Origin of the sequence: Vibrio astriarenae, from assembly GCF_010587385.1 — a bacterium.
Classification (GTDB): Bacteria; Pseudomonadota; Gammaproteobacteria; order Enterobacterales; family Vibrionaceae; genus Vibrio; species Vibrio astriarenae.
The window spans coordinates 871056-888896 of record NZ_CP047476.1; the positions used below are offsets into that span (position 1 = coordinate 871056).

The 17841-nt window shown below is 41.2% G+C and carries 17 protein-coding genes; 7 read left to right on the forward strand and 10 right to left on the reverse strand.

Annotated elements, in window-relative coordinates:
• Window positions 1–2: 2 nt before the first annotated feature.
• Window positions 3–1322 carry a sulfatase family protein gene (locus GT360_RS18230; RefSeq protein WP_164650381.1) on the reverse strand — a complete coding sequence of 440 codons (1320 nt, stop codon included), beginning with the start codon at window positions 1320–1322 and terminating at the stop codon, window positions 3–5.
• A gap of 267 nt (window positions 1323–1589) precedes the next feature.
• On the opposite strand from GT360_RS18230, the gene GT360_RS18235 reads away from it, so the two are divergent.
• The 3 genes from GT360_RS18235 (at window position 1590) to GT360_RS18245 (ending at window position 4271) form a co-directional block, all read left to right on the forward strand.
• Window positions 1590–2756 (forward strand): glycoside hydrolase family 88 protein, encoded by a 1167-nt coding sequence (locus GT360_RS18235; RefSeq protein WP_164650382.1) that lies wholly within the window; start codon window positions 1590–1592, stop codon window positions 2754–2756.
• A 97-nt stretch (window positions 2757–2853) separates the two neighbouring features.
• A complete protein-coding gene (locus tag GT360_RS18240) occupies window positions 2854–3444 on the forward strand; it encodes a DJ-1/PfpI family protein (protein WP_164650383.1) in 591 nt (196 codons plus the stop codon).
• A 215-nt stretch (window positions 3445–3659) separates the two neighbouring features.
• Window positions 3660–4271 carry a hypothetical protein gene (locus GT360_RS18245; protein ID WP_164650384.1) on the forward strand — a complete coding sequence of 204 codons (612 nt, stop codon included), beginning with the start codon at window positions 3660–3662 and terminating at the stop codon, window positions 4269–4271.
• 117 nt (window positions 4272–4388) lie between these two features.
• Here the strand turns inward: GT360_RS18245 and GT360_RS18250 are convergent, their stop codons facing one another.
• From GT360_RS18250 to GT360_RS18265, 4 genes are all read right to left on the reverse strand, one after another.
• Window positions 4389–5522: a YyaL domain-containing protein gene (locus GT360_RS18250; RefSeq protein WP_164650385.1), complete on the reverse strand. Its 1134-nt coding sequence runs from the start codon at window positions 5520–5522 to the stop codon at window positions 4389–4391.
• 20 nt (window positions 5523–5542) lie between these two features.
• Complete coding sequence (locus GT360_RS18255) at window positions 5543–6238, reverse strand: sulfite exporter TauE/SafE family protein (protein WP_204274609.1); 696 nt, start codon at window positions 6236–6238, stop codon at window positions 5543–5545.
• A 343-nt stretch (window positions 6239–6581) separates the two neighbouring features.
• Window positions 6582–7790, reverse strand: a complete 1209-nt coding sequence (locus GT360_RS18260) for an alginate lyase family protein (protein WP_164650386.1) — start codon at window positions 7788–7790, stop codon at window positions 6582–6584.
• Window positions 7791–8242: 452 nt separating this feature from the next.
• On the reverse strand, window positions 8243–9289 hold the full coding sequence (locus GT360_RS18265) for a LacI family DNA-binding transcriptional regulator (protein ID WP_164650387.1): 1047 nt from the start codon (window positions 9287–9289) through the stop codon (window positions 8243–8245).
• A 539-nt stretch (window positions 9290–9828) separates the two neighbouring features.
• Between GT360_RS18265 and GT360_RS18270 the strand changes: the two genes are divergently transcribed.
• The 3 genes from GT360_RS18270 to GT360_RS18280 all read left to right on the forward strand — a co-directional run bounded on the left by GT360_RS18270 (window position 9829) and on the right by GT360_RS18280 (window position 14814).
• The gene (locus tag GT360_RS18270) at window positions 9829–11598 is read left to right on the forward strand and encodes a sodium:solute symporter family transporter (protein WP_164650388.1); all 1770 of its coding nucleotides are present in this window, start codon (window positions 9829–9831) and stop codon (window positions 11596–11598) included.
• 123 nt (window positions 11599–11721) lie between these two features.
• Window positions 11722–13800, forward strand: a complete 2079-nt coding sequence (locus GT360_RS18275) for a DUF4962 domain-containing protein (protein WP_164650389.1) — start codon at window positions 11722–11724, stop codon at window positions 13798–13800.
• Window positions 13801–14118: 318 nt separating this feature from the next.
• Window positions 14119–14814 carry an oligogalacturonate-specific porin KdgM family protein gene (locus GT360_RS18280; protein ID WP_164650390.1) on the forward strand — a complete coding sequence of 232 codons (696 nt, stop codon included), beginning with the start codon at window positions 14119–14121 and terminating at the stop codon, window positions 14812–14814.
• Between the two features lie 89 nt (window positions 14815–14903).
• Here GT360_RS18280 and GT360_RS18285 read toward each other — a convergent pair whose 3' ends face one another.
• From GT360_RS18285 to GT360_RS18305, 5 genes are all read right to left on the reverse strand, one after another.
• A complete protein-coding gene (locus GT360_RS18285; RefSeq protein WP_164650391.1) occupies window positions 14904–15134 on the reverse strand; it encodes a hypothetical protein in 231 nt (76 codons plus the stop codon).
• Window positions 15131–15601 carry a hypothetical protein gene (locus GT360_RS18290; RefSeq protein ID WP_239502642.1) on the reverse strand — a complete coding sequence of 157 codons (471 nt, stop codon included), beginning with the start codon at window positions 15599–15601 and terminating at the stop codon, window positions 15131–15133. Before GT360_RS18290 ends, GT360_RS18285 begins: the two co-directional genes overlap by 4 nt.
• Window positions 15602–15773: 172 nt before the next feature.
• Complete coding sequence (locus tag GT360_RS18295) at window positions 15774–16085, reverse strand: hypothetical protein (RefSeq protein ID WP_164650392.1); 312 nt, start codon at window positions 16083–16085, stop codon at window positions 15774–15776.
• Window positions 16082–17260, reverse strand: coding sequence for a site-specific integrase (locus tag GT360_RS18300; protein WP_164650393.1), 1179 nt, complete (start codon window positions 17258–17260; stop codon window positions 16082–16084). Before GT360_RS18300 ends, GT360_RS18295 begins: the two co-directional genes overlap by 4 nt.
• Before the next feature lie 13 nt (window positions 17261–17273).
• Window positions 17274–17483: a hypothetical protein gene (locus GT360_RS18305; protein ID WP_204274581.1), complete on the reverse strand. Its 210-nt coding sequence runs from the start codon at window positions 17481–17483 to the stop codon at window positions 17274–17276.
• Window positions 17484–17600: 117 nt separating this feature from the next.
• Here GT360_RS18305 and GT360_RS18310 point away from each other — a divergent pair, with 117 nt between their 5' ends.
• Window positions 17601–17813, forward strand: a complete 213-nt coding sequence (locus GT360_RS18310; RefSeq protein ID WP_164650395.1) for a helix-turn-helix domain-containing protein — start codon at window positions 17601–17603, stop codon at window positions 17811–17813.
• Window positions 17814–17841: the final 28 nt, after the last annotated feature.

Below are 17841 nucleotides of genomic sequence, written 5' to 3' on the forward strand. Positions count from 1 at the left end.
ACTCACAGCTCAATTTCATAATCAAACACAACTCGTTGCCCAGCCTCCTTTGACGGAGCGTCTTGAATCGTGATGGCGTTATGACCGATGTCGTCTAACTGTTGACTTAACGTCTCTCTAAGCTTGGTAACCACACCATCGTGCGATTTATATCCAATTAAGTTATCCAACTCGTATGGGTCTGCTTGTAAGTCGTACAAGAAGTCATCGACATAGGTATCAGACTCAACTTGCTTAACACTGTATTTCCATCGAGTTGTTCGAATGCATCGACCGACATGTGACTCACTGATTTCGACGTAAGCATGATTTCTCACGTTTTGGTCGCGTTTCTCTACAAGAGGAAGCAGTGATTGACCAGACATATCAGATGGAACCTCAATCCCACAGGCATCCAAAAGTGTGGGTGCGACATCCACTAAACTGACGGGGTTTTCGAATCGACCACCACGGTTAAACTGACCACCTGCCATTACCATAGGAATCTTGATTGATGCATCGTGGCATGAGCGCTTATATTCACCATTACGTGTTTTAAAGTGACAGCCATGGTCAGAAGTGAATATCACGATAGTGTCATCTAATAGATTTAGACTTTTTAATACGTCCTTTAAGCGACCATAAGCTTCGTCAATTCGCTTCACCATGCCGTAGTAACCTGGTAGGTGTGACGCACTGGTGCCGCCAAGCGCCTTGAGATCAGGTGGAGTCCAGTTGTCTAGATAACGCTCGCTATAACCTGTAGGTGCTGGGAAGTCATCACGATGATTCTGCATATGAGGCTCTAGTAAAGAAACCATCATATAAAAGGGTGAGTCCTGGTTTTCATCGATGTATCGAATGGCCTCATCAACAATCGCATCAACACGATACCCCGGTAGTTTCAACTCATTGCCGACTTCATCATAGACAACAGTGCGATAGGCATCTGAAACAAATTCAGGGATATTGGCTGCCCGCCAAGTTTGATACCCGCCCTGTGGGCTATCAAAAGGCCCAATGCAAGAAGCATTAAGATGCCACTTACCAAAGTAGCCTGTTTTATAGCCAGATTCGTTAAAGAAATGAGCGAGCGTTCGCTCATCAGAAGACATGCTACTACCATTGGTATTACAGTTAGTTTCTGATGCATATTTACCTGTCTGTAAACAGGCTCTAGCTGGCAAACACACCGGTTGAGGTGTGAATGCATTTTCAAAATGTGTTCCACGCACTGCATCGTGATCGAGGTTAGGAGTCAACCCCATCGGATTGCCATGCACACCTAATGTGTCAAACCTTTGCTGATCAGTAAAAAAAATAATAACGTTCTTCTTTTTCATAATAAATGTACCCTTGACACATAAAACGAAATATCGTTTCAGTAATTTGCATTTTATTTACAAGGAAATTATATTAATAAAGGACGACATAAACCCGTGAACTAAACCACAATAATTTTTCACTAATCTCTTTGTGGACAATTGCGTGAGCATAACCACAAAAATGAAATGGACATTTATTAGAATAGATACAACTTAATATAACTTAAGCGTATAGGCAGATTTATATTAATATATTTACAACGATTTGTAGTAAGAGAGCTAAAAATGGTGACTTGTGAGATTGAAACGCCAAACGATAAAGTGGCGGAAAATAACAATATTATCGATGGTGCAATCAGGCGTGTTTTAAACAAAATTGACCTTATGATGACTGTTTATCATGATGGTTTTCCTGCATCGGCTAGTGAAAACTTGGTCTACCCAAAGATAGATAACACTCAATGGACTACATGCTTTTGGCCAGGGTTGTTGTGGCTGGCCTATGAGTACACTCATGATGAAAAATACCGCCTTCTTGGTGAATCTTTGATCGATAAATTTGAGGAGCGACTCGACAAGAAGATCTGCCTTGAGACCCATGATATGGGCTTTTTGTTCACACTTTCCTGCCTTGCTCCATACAAAATTAATGGCAACGAGAAGGCAAAAGAGCTTGCTGTTCGTGCTGCTGACGTACTCATCAGTCGATACCATGACAAAGCACAAGTCATTCAGGCTTGGGGGAACGTCAATGACCCTAACCATAAAGTTCGTATGATCATCGATTGCAACATGAATCTCCCACTGCTTTATTGGGCAACAGATATCACTGGTGATCAAAAGTATCGAAACATCGCATTGAGCCACCTTGCGCGTTCAAATAGCCATATCATTCGTGATGACTACTCTACACACCATACCTACTTCTTCGATAAAAATGATGGCACAGCGATTGGTGGCAAGACTTTCCAAGGTTATTCAGATGAATCCACTTGGGCTCGTGGACAAGCTTGGGGCGTTTATGGTTTAGCCCTAAGTTACAAGCATACTGGTGACTACAGTTTGATTGAAATGTCGAAAAAACTTGCAGACTATTTTCTTGATCACCTTCCAGAAGACTTGGTGGCGTATTGGGATTTAACCTTCACCAGTGGAGATGAGCCAAGAGATAGTTCAGCAACAGCAATTTTCCTTTGTGGATTGCAAGAGTTACTTAAGCACATGCCTATTGGAGATACTGACAGAAGCCGTTATGAAGCTTTTGTAGATAAGGCAATTGAAAACCTATCTGCCTCTTACATCAGCGAAAACGACGATGAATACGGCGTTTTACTGCATGGCACATACGCAAAACCTGATGGCAGAGGGATTGATGAGTTCTGCATCTGGGGAGATTACTTCTTCCTGGAGGCTCTTATAAGAAAAAACCGAGATTGGAACACCTACTGGTAAAGATAAGTTTAACCCCCCCCCCCCCCAATTGGTACTTACCAGCTTGCCCATATCATTACTCAGGCAAATGATATGGGCCTTTTTCTAAGGAAATTTTATGAAAACTGCCGCGATACTCCTTTCATCTGGCTACGAAGAAGGCGAAGCCATCAACATTATTGACATACTGCGTCGATTACAAATAGAAGTGAGTATTCTATCGTGTGAAGACGCCCTTCATTTGAGCTCCTATCACAATGTCACCATCAAAGCCGATGATTATTTGTACAACAATCAGGATAAGATTTATGACGTTCTTATCCTCGTTGGTGGCCCACCAAATACCGACTATTTGGGCACGCATGAACCGACCAAAGAGATGATTGTTAATCACTTAAAATCAGGTTCTTACATAGCAGCAATTTGCTCATCCGCTGCAAAAATACTTGCTAGAAACAACTTTCTAGAGACACACCAGTATGTGTGCTGTGGCGAGTTTTACAAGAATTACGAAGATGGCGTTTACATTGACCGCCCCATTGTCATTGATGGACCATTCATTACAGGCAAAGATTACGGATACACCATCGATTTTGCGTTTGCCATTGCTCACCTGTTGCTAAGCGACCAGCGAACACGATCTCCAGAAATGAATGACATCGACTGGGTAGCAAAACATATAAACTATCGCAGATATAAAGATTACTAATTAATATAAATTACTTGGATAGTATTGAATTCTTTTTAATACTATCCGGTAAAAACAACCTCACTATCAATATCTGCTGTTGTATACATCATTTTTCGCCAGCCTTAAAACATGGCAATTATTGCCATGAAAGAAGTCAAAACTGAACACTGAACAATCAGATCAATTTGCATATCATATATAGTAAGATTGGCACTATATTGGATGTGTGTTGTATGAATCGTACTTTAATTATTTTAACTTTCGCTATTTTAAGTTTAAATTTTGCTTATAGCATCTTCACCAACACTCAAGTAAATAACATCAATACCATTAGTGAAAGCTATAAAGCAAACTATAATAATTCGTCACTAAAACCCAATTTCAATGAATTAGGTTCAGAACTTTACGCACTCAATAGAGCATACATTGAGAGCGATCAACTCGTTTACTTAGATTCAGCACAACACCTGATTGACGACTTCGTTAAAGACAATGCCCCTCAGGGTGATGAGCCGAATCAGATGGTTAGCTTTGATACGCTTGCAAGTATTTTTGCGACGGTAGCGTTAATCGAACGTGCCAATGATCGTTCTACGAGTTCAGATAGCTTCACATTAGAAACCAAGGGGTGGTTAAGAGAGTACCTCAACTCAACTTTAGTACTGAGAAGTCAAGCTCCCCCACATTCCGAAGAGCTGCATCACCTTCAATCCCAAGGGTTACTCATGGAGTTGAACCACTCTGTTGATTTTAACGAGGCCCAAGATCTACCAAACAGAAAAATCGCAATACGAAAACATGAATGTATCAATCCAGAGGTTTGCCCAAGTTCTATTAGGTTGTAGTTTCACGCTTATAAGAAGGCAATTTGCCAATCTGGTTGAGCACTCATCAAGTTTGTAAAATGATAAGCGTTGAAATCAGCTAAAACTTCAACGCTTATCTCAGAGTTAAGTAAACAGTTATAGTGTCTCTAACTTGTTTTTTAGTCTATACAACCCTTCCACGAAGTAGTAATCGCCGTAAATCAGGGAGCAGTCAATCCCAAGTCCTTTCGGGTAATTAAAAGTACCCCCGACCAAGATCCCTTGATTGCTACTATCCCCGTAGGTGCCGTAGTGTTTGTAAAGGCTTGCTAAAATATCACTCGCGGCAGTCAAATAGCGCTGGCGAAGCTCTTCCGTTGGAGCCAAATCTGATAGTAAAACCAACCCGCTTGCAGCACATGCCCCTGCAGACGTATCTCTTGGCGTCGTTTCATCTCTTGGTGCTCTGAAATCCCAATACGGTACAGAGTCATCATCAAGGTGATCGATAAAGAAATCTGCAGTCTTCATAGCAGCTTCAAGGTAACGTTCCTCTTTTGTATGCTGATAGCTCATTGCAAAACCATGAACAGCCCATGAAGCACCTCGACTCCAAGCTGAGTTCTCATCGTAACCTTGACCACCGTGGTAATGTTTTACATCTCCGGATAGGTAATCAAACTCAACCATGTGTTTTACTGAGCCATCTGGGCGAATAAACTCCTTCAACACAGTATCAGCATGAGCCATTGCGATAAGCTTAAATCGTGGCGCATCGAGTTGCTCTGCTGCCCAATACAAAATTGGCAGATTCATCATGCTATCAATGATACTAAGACCCTTTGGATCAGCATCATTAACATCATTTTTATTCCAAGCAGTCAGGAATCGACCATTGATATTAAAGCGGCTGGCTAGATGACTTGCCGCTCTCAGGGCTCGAGTTCTGGATTGCTCATTCCCCAACAACTCATACTGCTTTATTGACGTAAGCTGCCACATAAAGCCCACATCGTGATGGATATTGACATACTCATCTAGCGCAGCATCCATAGTGTCTTCACGCTGTATCGCGATATCTTTGAAAGGAGCGTAGTCTTCTTTTTCATGCAATAACCACAATAAACCAGGCCAAAAACCGACTACCCAGCCCCAAAGTCTGTCGCTATCCGTGTAGATTCCATCTGATGTCATTGTCGGGAAACGTGCTGAGATGTTCTCACTTGTAAACTTCACCTTCTCAAACGTATCGCTCCACGCTTGCTCAACCCATTGTAGATTATCTTTCATTCTTTACCCTTATCGATAATTTATATTATTTTTAGTCCAGAGTAGACCGCTCCCAGCCCGGCAACAACACACAACGCGAGTGAGATGTTACGCACCAGTTTTTGAGAAATGCGTGGCAAAACCGAGATCGCTAACTTATGGCCGGCATAGCCAGCAGGAATCAACGGCAAGGCCAGTAGCACATGCTTAATGCTCATGTATCCAATGGGGATCTGAATCACCAAAGACAAAGTTGAGCTCATTAAGAAGAACCCTGCTAGATTTGCACGAATCTGATTAACATTCTGATGTTGAAGTAACAATGCCATCGGCGGCCCACCAATACCTGAGCTTGTCCCCAAGAATCCAGAAAAGAAGCCCGCCAGCATTAAACGCCTCGGTGTGACATCAACTTTAAATGGTAACAAGCTGGCACCAACCGCGATAAGTACGGTAGAGCCTAGCAATACTGACAGTTGAGCCACGTCGATAAAATAGAGAATAGCAGCCCCGACACAGCTGCCAGGCAGCAAACCAATCGTGCTTTTTTTTAAGCCATTTAAGGAGATTTGCGTGCGATATTTAAACGTGTTGATGGAGGCAATGAACAAACCAACGATGATGATGGGGCCAGGAATATAGTCTGGTGATATGTAAAGCAAAAGAGGTGAGGCAACGATTGCCATACCAAAGCCCGTGGCAGTTTGAATGAATGCTCCTATGAAGATCAGGAACATAGCTAGTAATACAGTAACATCTATCAATTTTGATACCTTGCCGTCTTTAGTAACTCACACTTTGCGTGCTAGTACTATACGCCCAGCGAAAACGTGACGTCAAATTTTATAAACCTACGTTTTACTAAAATCACTGTTGTATTGATGTATGACAAATGAAATGTCGTTCTTCAGCAGAATTTACCCTTAACCTCGAATCGTTTACCTAGCGGCGGTCAGATACCCAAAACGTACCTTTAGATAATTGCAGTGCAAACATTTGGCAAAAATGATTGCACTGGTGTGCGCGACAAAAGACTGGAAGCAATGACGCTATCTATGAGTCCTACGCTTTTTTCATCAATTAGTACATAAGCAATGTCCCCTCATCCACATAATCTATACGTGAATTGATGATTTCATTTGCGATGAGCTCTTCATCAAAAACCGAATTGGCAATAAATAACGCCGGAATCGTTTTTTGATTAAAAGCTTTTGTTAAATCTCCTAGTTGTTTGTAGGTCCACTCTTTTTGGCCTTCTACATAAGGGATCATGTATTCCGCTGCCTTCTTAATACTCTGACCCTGTGGTCCTTCGTAATTCACCAAATCGACACCGACTTTACTTGCAAGCTCAGACACAATTAAGAAAGCCGTAAGGTTCATACTGCTATAATTGACAGACTTGGTTCTGCCGAGCTCGTGGGGTTGTGAGCCATCAAAAGCAATTTGTGATGATATCCGAGCAAACTTGACTTGTTCAGCATAACTCTTTGCTTGATCGAGCTGCCCCAAATACATCATGAGTCCCAAAACCTGTACATCATACCAAGTACCATGGTTATTCAACCTGGTACTTTCTTGCTGACCTAACTCACTCGTTTGCAACCAAGCTAAATATTCTGTTAACCACAGTTCTACCTCCTCAAGGAAAGATGGAGACGCTATCCCTGACTCTTCAAGCAGTTCCATGCTCGTTACAATATTGGACACTTGAACAAACTCTATAATACCAAATGGGCGACCATCACTATCTCCCGGAACACCTTGAGCATAGTTTAGGTTGGGGTTCATTTTTGTCTTCGGTGAAACAAGCCAAATGTCGATAAGTTCTAGCGCCTTCTCCATATACTTAGCATCATTTGTGTAAAGATAGGCGATATTTAAATGTTCCAAATCGGTAAGAAATGACTTAGTTCGCTTTTGGTCAGTGTTATCGCCTCTCGTTAATGGATTGACTTGGCCGTCTTTTCTTATCCAAGGAAGACCGTCCGCTTTAGTGTCATCTGGCCACCAATAAGGCCCAATGCTTACATAATCGTTGAGACTGCCACTCGGTCCTGGCCTTGGTTTGTTAGTGACAGGGTTCGCCTCACTCTCCAATGCCTTTTCGGCTAGTTCAATTTTATTTTTAAGAGCTGTCGTATACAACGCATGTTGATTATCAATTTTTTCTCTATTCTCTACAATTTTATCAATATTTATGTAGGTCAGCTGACTATTCAGGTCAATTTGATCTGCTACAGATGACATCGAAAAAACCATGAGGGTAGTTGCTATGATGTTTTTCATAAAAGCCTTTCATTTCAAATTTACAGAAGAATATTACGATTCGGTTGTTTCACTGTGCACAACTGATCAGCGGCTCATCGCTAGCCATGCCTAAAAACTGTAAATTTTTTATATAAAACAGTGAGTGTCAAACTTTGTGCACAAATAGAACATTATTTGCACAAACAGAGAGGGCCACCGAAACAAATCAACTTAAATTGTTGATTTTAATAATTAAATATTCAATGGCGGCGAAATTGAAAATTTTCATTTTGTTTGAAATTTTTCCAAAAGTATGACAATGAGCACACTATAAGATACTTAGTAAAAGCAGGAACTTAGTTGCCGACAAATCGAACAACGATCAACCAACCCGAAAGTAATCTCGCAACACTCAAACTACAGTCTGGACAACAAATACAGTCTGTAGGAATGTTGCAGTGATATATACTCGTTACGTAAGCCTGAAAATATTACATTGGAGTGATGTACTTTACTGTTTCACGCTCTATAACTTCAACGGGAATGGTCGCCCGATTACGTATATTCCCCGGTTCGTTTGACAAACGTACCAACTTAATTAAGGTTGCCTTAGCAAGGCTCGAATAGTCTACACTTAACGTCGTCAGCGCGGGTTGGATAATAGAAGACAATGTTAGATTGTCGAAGCCAATGACAGAAATATCATCTGGAACACGTATGTTATGGCTATTAAGAGCATTAATGAGTGTGTATGCAATCTTGTCGGACACACAAAAAACTGCGGTAACATCTTCAAACAAGCCTTGGGCAATGAGTTTTGGTAATAACTCTTGCGCGCCAAAGTTTGTATGATCACTTTTTTCGTAGGTGTTTAAATCTACCACAACGTCATCTTTATCATGGTCGATATTCGAAAATAGCAGTGCTCTCAAGAAACCGTCGGTTCTCTGACAAGTAGAGTGTCTGTCATTAGAGGTAATGACCTTAACTTTAGTATGACCATTTTCGATGAGGTAAGATGCCGCCATATAACCGCCTAGCTCATAGTCAGGGTGGATACTTGGAATCTTCATTTGACTATCTATCGCATTGATCAGCAACACTGGTAGCCTTGTATCGTACAAAAGCTGTGTAAGGTTATCTTCCGGTTCCCCAAGAACCAAAATAGCTTGACTATTACTTATCAAAGAACTCAACAAACTAGATGTCGTATGCTTATTATATAGCTGGATATTTATAGCTATTTTTTTGCTTTCAAATTCTTTCTTTATTGACTGAATTATTTCGGCATAAAACGAGCTCTCAGTGTAAAGGTGTTCCAAACAGAAAAAATCGACTTCAGTCATAGAGAGTGGGAGCTCTATTTTTGAAGCTTTATGTACGTAACCCGTTTCTGAAATGATTCTCTTTATGTCTTTAGCCACTTCTTCTCTGACTAGAGAGCTGCCATTAATCACTCGGGATACTGTAGTAATCGATACACCTGCAATGTTTGCAATATACTCTAACGTTGGTTTTTTTGTTTTTTTGTTTACCAAAACTACTAGTCCATAAAAATTGATGTTGCTTTTATCATAGCTTTTTCACTCCGTTACGTCATCTATGAAGGTGCTACCTCTATCAGAATAATCGTTGTCAAAAATGTCATTCAGTTGGTCTATTTGCTAACAACCCTGCCACTTATCTTTCAACTCCTCATCGCCTACCCTCCCTCTATGCAAGTTCACTACAACGAAAAATAGACAATAAAATCATAAATTTACGATTTGTGAAAATTTTCATAAACTATGCAAGTTTTCATTGTGGGGTTTTGCTCACAGTTATTGAAAATATTAGGTGCTAAATTAATTTAAACATAAGTTATGTTAGCGAAAAATCGGCAGGGTTAACTAACCCTCTGGAACAAATGTATTTGATTCGGCCATAAAGCTATCGAATTTGTAAAATTACATACGTATTAAGCACGAGAGGCAAAAATAAACACTCACATTGGCAAAAATGAACATTTACTGCCAAGGATGTTATTTATGCCAAATTTTAACTTACCCCAAACTTTACATTTTTAAGGTTAAATAGCATGGATATTAATACTACTGTCGTAGGGCTATACTTTATTTTTTTGATTGCAATTGGATGGATGTTTAGGACATTCACTAACAGTACAAGCGACTACTTTCGAGGAGGGGGGAATATGTTGTGGTGGATGGTAGGTGCCACTGCATTTATGACCCAGTTTAGTGCGTGGACATTCAGTGGTGGTGCCGGTAAAGCGTACTCTGATGGCTTTAGTGTTGCGATCATTTTTATCGGCAATGCCTTTGGCTACTTGATGAACTACCTTTACTTTGCACCAAAATTCCGTCAAATGCGTGTTATTACGATCATTGAGGCAATCCGAATGCGATTTGGTCGAACCAACGAACAAGTGTTTACTTGGTCAAGTATGCCTAACAGCGTAGTCGCCGCTGGTATTTGGTTGAATGGTTTGGCTATCATCGCCTCTGGCATTTTTGGTTTTGATATGAATACAACGATTGTCGTCACAGGCCTCGTCGTATTGGGTATGTCAGTGACTGGTGGTTCTTGGGCTGTTATTGCTTCTGACTTCATGCAGATGGTGATCATCATGGCAGTGACTGTAACAGCTGCTATTGTTGCCCTTGTTCACGGAGGTGGTGCGTCAAACATCGTTGAAAACTTCCCTTCCGAATCTTTTATTGTTGGTGAAAACATTAACTACCTGAGTATCTTTGGTTTTTGGGCTTTTTTCATTTTCCTAAAGCAATTCACCATTACCAACAACATGCTAAACTCATATCGCTACTTAGCAGCCAAAGACTCTAATAACGCGAGAAAAGCTGCACTTCTGGCATGCTTCCTCTCAGCAATTGGCCCTGTCATTTGGTTTATGCCAAGCTGGTTTGTCGCAGGTCAAGGTGTAGACTTAGCATCCATCTATCCCGAAGCAGGTAGAAAAGCAGGTGATTTTGTATACCTGTATTTCGTCGAAGAGTACATGCCTGTAGGTATGGTTGGCTTGTTGATTGCCGCAATGTTCGCAGCAACCATGTCCTCAATGGACTCTGGCCTTAATAGAAATTCAGGGATTTTCGTTAAAAACTTCTACGAATCAGTACTTAGACCAAGAGCAACAGAAAAAGAGCTCGTTACAGTATCAAAAATCACATCAACGGTATTTGGTGTATTGATCATCTTGGTTGCGCTATTCATAAACTCGCTAAAGGGCCTGAGTCTCTTTGACACAATGATGTACTTTGGTGCTTTGATTGGTTTCCCAACAACTATTCCTGCATTGCTTGGTTTCTTCATCAAGAAAACACCTGACTGGGCTGGTTGGGGCACACTTGCAGTTGGTGCCGTCGTCTCTTATTACGTCGGTATTGTAATTACTGCTGATGACATTCAAAACTGGTTCAACCTTGATACAGCGCTTACTGGTCGCGAATGGTCAGACACTAAAGTTGTTATTGGACTTGTTGGTCACATAGTGTTCACCGGCGGCTTCTTTGTACTTTCAACACTATTCTACAAGCCATTAAATGAGGAACGTCAAAAAGATGTTGACCAATTCTTCACGAACTTAGCAACACCTTTGATTTCTGAAGGAGATGCACAAAAAGCGTTGGACAATAAACAGCGTCGCATGCTTGGCTCGTTGATCAGTGTTGCAGGTATTGCGGTAATGGCGATGTTTGTATTGCCTAACCCGATTTGGGGTCGAATGGTGTTCGTTTTATGCGGTGCGATCGTCTTGGCAGTTGGCCTTCTGTTAGTAAAAGCAGTAGACGATAAACGTGAGCGTGTGTTGGATAAACAGCAGGCTTAATCCGTTCACGACAAGAGAGGTACACCGATAAAATGTGCCTCTCTACATCAATTTCTTAAAATAGACGCTATTTGAATTCGGTTTTTCTTTAATCGAATAGCGGAGCAGTTAGAGAGAACAAATATGACGAATCAAAAGTCGATTGACGCAATCAAGGCAGTAAAAAGAGCAAATGACAAATCGGGCGGAAACGTCGTCGACTTACTGCCTATTAAAGTAGAACCAAAGGATTTTGACTACAGCATTATACAAACACTGGCGACTACCCGTCCTCGATTACTCATGAATCAAAGCACCCTATCTGAGTTCAAAAAATCACTGGCGGTTGACCCCTCCCACTGTTCGTTCGATGAATTCTATGAAAAATCTACAGAGAAGTTTGTTGGTGTCACTCCTTACGATGAGCCTAGTCCTTATCCTATTGAGACCGTAACCAAACCAGCACTTTGGCGTCCTTATTGGCGTAAGATGTATACCGACTGTCAAATGGCGCTAAACGCAACACGCAACCTATCTATTTACGGTATTGTAAAAGATGATTATGAGGCTATCGAATCGGCAAAAGCTTGGACGTTGAAACTAGCCGGTTATGACACCAATGGCGTTACATGCCGAGCTCATAATGATGAAGCAGCTTTTAGACTCATAGTAGCTATCGCATGGGGTTATGATTGGCTTTATGATCACTTCAATCAAGACGAACGCGTCATCGTCAAAAATGCGTTGATAGCACGCCTCGATGAAATTATGTTCCATGTCGAGCAAGAGATTGACCTATTAACAAATCCACTTGATAGCCACGGTGTACGCTCCATTAGCTCTGCTGTTATTCCAACATGTATTGCTCTGCTACATGATTATCCAAAAGCAAAAGATTACCTAAAGTATGCATTTGAGTTCTACTCTATCCACTATCCACCGTGGGGCGGTGAAGATGGCGGGTGGGCAGAAGGTCCAGATTACTGGAATACTCAGAACGCATTTCTAGGAGAGGCATTCGATCTCATCAAGGCTTATGCAGACATTAACATGTTTGACAAGACCTTCTACCAGAACACAGGAGACTTCCCTCTGTATTGTATGCCAGTGCATTCTCGCCGAGCAAGTTTCGGTGACTTATCTTCACTTGGTGACCTGCCAGGCCTCAAACTTGCCTATAACATCAAACATTATGCTGGTGTAACTGGAAACCCTGAGTACGTATGGTACTACGATGAGCTAGAAGCAAGAGACAAAGACGCCAACTCTAAATTCTATAACTACGGTTGGTGGGACTTTGGTTATGACAAGTTGAGATTCAATATTCTATGGGAATGCCCAGAGGCAAAAGCACCAAGTGATGAACCGCTACTAAAAGTATTTCCAGATACTGGTTGGGCCGCATTTCATAGCAACATGTCTAATAAAGATGAACACATTCATCTAATATTTAAGTCTAGCCCATTTGGATCAATCAGCCACTCGCATGCAGACCAAAACACATTTACTCTTCATGCCTTTGGTGAAACTCTAGCCTCTGTTACGGGTTATTATATTGGTTATGGTGTCGATATGCACTCCAAGTGGCGTCGACAGTCTTTATCAAAAAATCTACCTTTATTTAACGGCAAAGGTCAGTATGGTGAAAGTAAAGCGACAGGATACAAAGATCATCACGACAAGTATTGTCTTGAGAGTTGCGGTAAAATATCCTCCTATGAAACCGAGAAAGACGTAAAATTTATTGAGGGTGATGCTACTGAAGCTTATAAGTATTACACACCAGAGATAGAATCTTACGTACGTAAAATTTGGTTTGTACAAGGCAAAGTATTCGTTATTAGAGACCAAGCTAAATTCACAAAAGAAGTCGATATGACTTGGTTAATGCATACGACCTTCGACACATCGGTTAGCAGCGAATCATTTTGCATCTCAGCAGAAACTGCTCAGTTAGATGTGTCAGTGATTAATGATAGCCGCCATAAGATTGATAGCATTCAAAATGTGGTTGGCTTTGGTGAGGTTGACGCTTCTGAGTTTGAGGGGCAAGACGTTCATAGCCATGTAGAAATAAGCTTCTCACCATCACTACACCATGACGTACTAACCTTACTCGTACCTAGTAAAATTGGCTTTGATAAACCGACAATAACCCACGAAGTTGAAGGTGGAAATCTATTACTTTCGATTAATGGCGAGGAATCGGTAATTCAACTTTAAAGTACACCACTAGAATCATAGCTCAATTAACTAAACACCTAGTTAATAAAAAGCGAGATGCTTAATCTATAACATAACAGTTAAAGGAGATTGAACAGCTACCATTTCAATAGTAAAAATGGTCATCGTGGTATTTTTCAATGAAACACCACGATGACATATTAAAAATATGCACCTTAAAAAGTACAACCCCCTATATCGCGAGCATTATTTTAATATTCCCTGTAGCACAAGGACAACCTCTCCCTTGTCGCTCATATTTAATAATGACCGCTGACCGTTTAAATAAAGTAAACATTTTAAAGATGGAATTTTACAATGAAAAAAAGCAATAAGCGTGGAAAAAAATTTGGCAAGTTACTTTTAGCCGCCTCAATTATTTCAACATTAGCTAGTTTTTCCTCCTCTGCCGCATTCCTCGATTATCGCCAGGAGTATAAGCACGATTCCGACGCTTGGGCTTCCAAAATAAAATTGGGCACTGGAATAGGAAATCACTTCTTTGGCGTTGAATCACAACAAAAGGGGCACATCTTTGATGGTTGGAAGGCGAATGTTAGTGAGTTCGAATATGGATACAGGCACCGTATTAACGAGAGTTGGAGGGTAATACCAGCCACACTAGTAACCTTCACCAACTCTGGAGTGACCTACAAGCCACAAGTACAAGTGCAATACTTTTTTGATACTGGGATTGTCACTAAGCTACGTTACCGCCATCAATTCAAAGACCTGGTGGATCAGGATAATCAACAAACAAGCCAGATTACTGCAAATCTTGCGTACAACCACAATGCTTTCCAGTTTGAGTTATCAGGTAACTATTGGAAATCTCTCGATGATATCGACATGTTTAACAATAAAGATTCAAACTGGGATGCAAACTTCAAGCTCGGATATAGAGAAAAAGACTGGAGTTTAAGACCGTATGTTGAACTGGGTAACGTTTCTGTCAGTAGCAAAAGCAGCGATAGACAGCTAAGAAGTCGTGTTGGCCTGACTTATAGTTTCTAAGTAAGTAAACGTTTGAAACCGTATAATTGCGCTTCGATCATCGTTGCGCAATTTTTTTGCGTCGACCGATTTCCCAAAGGCTGACATCATTAAACCGAGGTCGTTATTTGTTTGATTGGAGCGTACACCGGGAATCGAACCCGGATCTCTTGTCCTCTGTAAAAAGGAACCCCATCGTTTACATAATCACTTTCAAAAATGCGTTTACTGGAAGTAAGTTCAGATAGTTCTCCCAAAGTATAAACATCCCAATCTATAGGGATAATTCCGACTTTAGTTTGCTTATATCCCTCGGGGATCACCTGTTCTAAAGTACTCATAGCGACCACTCCAAGCCCATTGCTTTCAAGTGACCTGCCACTTTATCGCTGAGTTCATCAACCGACTTAGATAGTTCTGGCATTGGTGTGCTGTATCGCTCTTCCAACTGCTTAACACGATTTGTCATTTTCTGAGTAACACGCTCAATTTGAGCTGTGATATTGGTTTGTAATGTCGCTAGCCATTTATCATCGACAATCAGCGCTTTCACTTCATCAATAGTCATTTCAGGGTATTTATTGAATGTCGCTAAATCCAAGGCCTCTTGTGCTTCTTTAACCACTTTCTTGGCGGCAGCTTCAGCATTGAATAGCTTCGTAGCTTGTTTAAGCGCTTTTAGTTCTTCGGCATCGGTAGCAAGTCTAGTTTGGGCTGCAACGCTGGCTTTGGTGATTTTGTCTTTATCGTTAATTGCTTCTATCAATAAGCCATCTTCACCTGAACAATAGGTAATATGGATAAACATGACTATTCGGCGAACTTTAAGGCTTATCTGCCACCCTATCGGTGTCTTTCTGCTGGTTTAGTAGTAGAAGTGTCAATATTGCGCCAAACGTAGGGATTCCTCTTGAGTTGACTCAAAGTTAGTTGCGCCACAACTTGCTGGGCACAAAGCACAAACACTTACATCGCTACAGCTAGTGCTTTGTCCTCTCTATTGCTAAACCAATTTGGCGCTCCACAAAGCTTAATACCCAATCCACATCTCGCTTTGAACGGTGGTTGTGACACTGGTACAGAACCTCCACGACACTATTTGCTACCATGTCCAGAAACAGATCTTCCCGCCAATACTGGTGCGGTAGCATGTAAGTTCGGCCTTTTAGTAAGAGATAAATTTCTGCTTTAGATTGCTTGATATCTTCAACTGTCATTTCGTCAAAGTAGTGACTTTGAATAACATCAAAGCAAAGACTTGTGCAATGCACAGCCAGAGGTGAATAGCTCATAACTTACCTCCTGTTTGAAGAAATGCAGCAAAAGCACTACCATCTTGACGGGTGAGATTGGGGACATAACGAGAATAAACGCGGAACAGCATCGTTGTCGTTGTGTGCCCCATTTGGTTTGCAATCCACTCTGGAGATTCACCAGCGGCTAAAAGCAGCGTTGCAAACGTATGACGGGTTTGATAAGGGTTACGTGGCTTTATCCCAGCTCGTTCTAAAGCAGGATACCAAACTGAACGAGCAACGACGGCGTAATTAAGATGGCGGTTTTGGGCATTAGTAAACACATATTTCAGTGTTCTATCAGCGCTAACCCAATGCTTTTCAAGGGCTTCTACGACCCTATCTGTAAGCTGAATCACACGATATGAACCATCGGTTTTGAGCCCTTTCAATCGGCCACGCACAATACTTTGACTAACCGTGATGGTTTTGTTCTCGAGATCTACACCTTCCCACATCAATCCATCAACTTCACCTGTTCTCATACCGGTAAAAAAGCGAGTTATGTAATAAGCGAGGTACTCTTCATCAACATGCTTTAGGAAGAGCTCCACTTCCTCTAATGAGAATGGGTCAACTTCCGTGCGACCTACTTTTAAGGCTTTGATATTCTTCCAGGCTGGGGTAAAGTCATAACGATCAGCGGCTTCATTAAGAATCATCCTAAGCGGTGTCATTATGTGATTTATCCGTGATGGGCTTAAGAACTGCGCATTTCGTCCCGGTACTTTGGCGAGGAAGGAGCGAAACTGCATGATTTGAGCCTTATTGATGGCGCTGATCCTTTTGTTGCCGAACGTCGGTAATAGGTATTTATTCAAGACGCCTTCAACATCTACGAGGTGACCGTGACTCCATTCGACTTTCATCTCGGCCAACCATGTCTTGGCAAACTCTTTGAATAGTGGTGAATCTGGAGCATCAAAGTACTTCTCCGATTGTCTTTGCCTTTCCTTCAGGGCTTCAAACCTAGCTGCGTTTTTGCTACTTGGAAAATACTTTGAGTAATCAAAGCGATCAGTCACTATTTCTGCTTCTATTACCTTCAGCAACTTCGCTGCACGACGTCTGTTTACAGCATTATCAGCTAATTTCGTATACTCTCTACATCGTTGTCCTTTATATCGAAAATCAAAGAACAACAAACCTTGTCTTACGTTAACGCTCCCCATATCAAGCCCCTCTTTATTTCAGTAACATCGTTTCTATGCACACACCGTTAAGCATTTCTTCTTCGATGCGTTCCCATATAAACAAAATTTTCCGTCCACCAAATGGTCGAATATAGTGAACCCCCTCAAATAACACGTTATCTTTGAGTTGTTCACGTATGACACGTGCGTCATACTTGATGACAGAAGAAAGCTCTTCCGTTGTGAGATAGGTATATGCCATAATCATTTCCTGTCTTATTCGCTACATTTTGTAGCTCTAGCGAAACATTAAGATACAAAAGATTACCTGTCAACACCATTTTTGTATCTTTAGGGAAACATATTAGGTCTTAAAAGTATGATAAAGTGCCATCTTTCCACACTACTGGGTGCTCGAAAACTCAAAATTTCTGACGTTGTTAGAGACACAGGAATCAACCGCAGTACAGTAAACCGCCTATTTCATGAAACAAACAATCGTATAGATTTCGATACCCTCGAAAAGTTGTGTGTCTACTTAGAGTGCAGTGTGGGTGAGTTGTTGGAATTGGTTTCAGATGACAACGACTAGTTTCGAATTAACTGGGGTAATAGTAGGC

Excerpts from the sequence above, each read along its gene's own strand:
- GT360_RS18230 (WP_164650381.1), bottom strand. The coding sequence starts at position 1,322 with ATGAAAAAGAAGAACGTTATTATTTTTTTTACTGATCAGCAAAGGTTT.
- GT360_RS18235 (WP_164650382.1), top strand. The coding sequence starts at position 1,590 with ATGGTGACTTGTGAGATTGAAACGCCAAACGATAAAGTGGCGGAAAAT.
- GT360_RS18240 (WP_164650383.1), top strand. The coding sequence starts at position 2,854 with ATGAAAACTGCCGCGATACTCCTTTCATCTGGCTACGAAGAAGGCGAA.
- GT360_RS18245 (WP_164650384.1), top strand. The coding sequence starts at position 3,660 with ATGAATCGTACTTTAATTATTTTAACTTTCGCTATTTTAAGTTTAAAT.
- GT360_RS18250 (WP_164650385.1), bottom strand. The coding sequence starts at position 5,522 with ATGAAAGATAATCTACAATGGGTTGAGCAAGCGTGGAGCGATACGTTT.
- GT360_RS18255 (WP_204274609.1), bottom strand. The coding sequence starts at position 6,238 with ATGTTCCTGATCTTCATAGGAGCATTCATTCAAACTGCCACGGGCTTT.
- GT360_RS18260 (WP_164650386.1), bottom strand. The coding sequence starts at position 7,790 with ATGAAAAACATCATAGCAACTACCCTCATGGTTTTTTCGATGTCATCT.
- GT360_RS18270 (WP_164650388.1), top strand. The coding sequence starts at position 9,829 with ATGGATATTAATACTACTGTCGTAGGGCTATACTTTATTTTTTTGATT.
- GT360_RS18275 (WP_164650389.1), top strand. The coding sequence starts at position 11,722 with ATGACGAATCAAAAGTCGATTGACGCAATCAAGGCAGTAAAAAGAGCA.
- GT360_RS18280 (WP_164650390.1), top strand. The coding sequence starts at position 14,119 with ATGAAAAAAAGCAATAAGCGTGGAAAAAAATTTGGCAAGTTACTTTTA.
- GT360_RS18285 (WP_164650391.1), bottom strand. The coding sequence starts at position 15,134 with ATGAGTACTTTAGAACAGGTGATCCCCGAGGGATATAAGCAAACTAAA.
- GT360_RS18290 (WP_239502642.1), bottom strand. The coding sequence starts at position 15,601 with ATGTTTATCCATATTACCTATTGTTCAGGTGAAGATGGCTTATTGATA.
- GT360_RS18295 (WP_164650392.1), bottom strand. The coding sequence starts at position 16,085 with ATGAGCTATTCACCTCTGGCTGTGCATTGCACAAGTCTTTGCTTTGAT.
- GT360_RS18300 (WP_164650393.1), bottom strand. The coding sequence starts at position 17,260 with ATGGGGAGCGTTAACGTAAGACAAGGTTTGTTGTTCTTTGATTTTCGA.
- GT360_RS18305 (WP_204274581.1), bottom strand. The coding sequence starts at position 17,483 with ATGGCATATACCTATCTCACAACGGAAGAGCTTTCTTCTGTCATCAAG.
- GT360_RS18310 (WP_164650395.1), top strand. The coding sequence starts at position 17,601 with ATGATAAAGTGCCATCTTTCCACACTACTGGGTGCTCGAAAACTCAAA.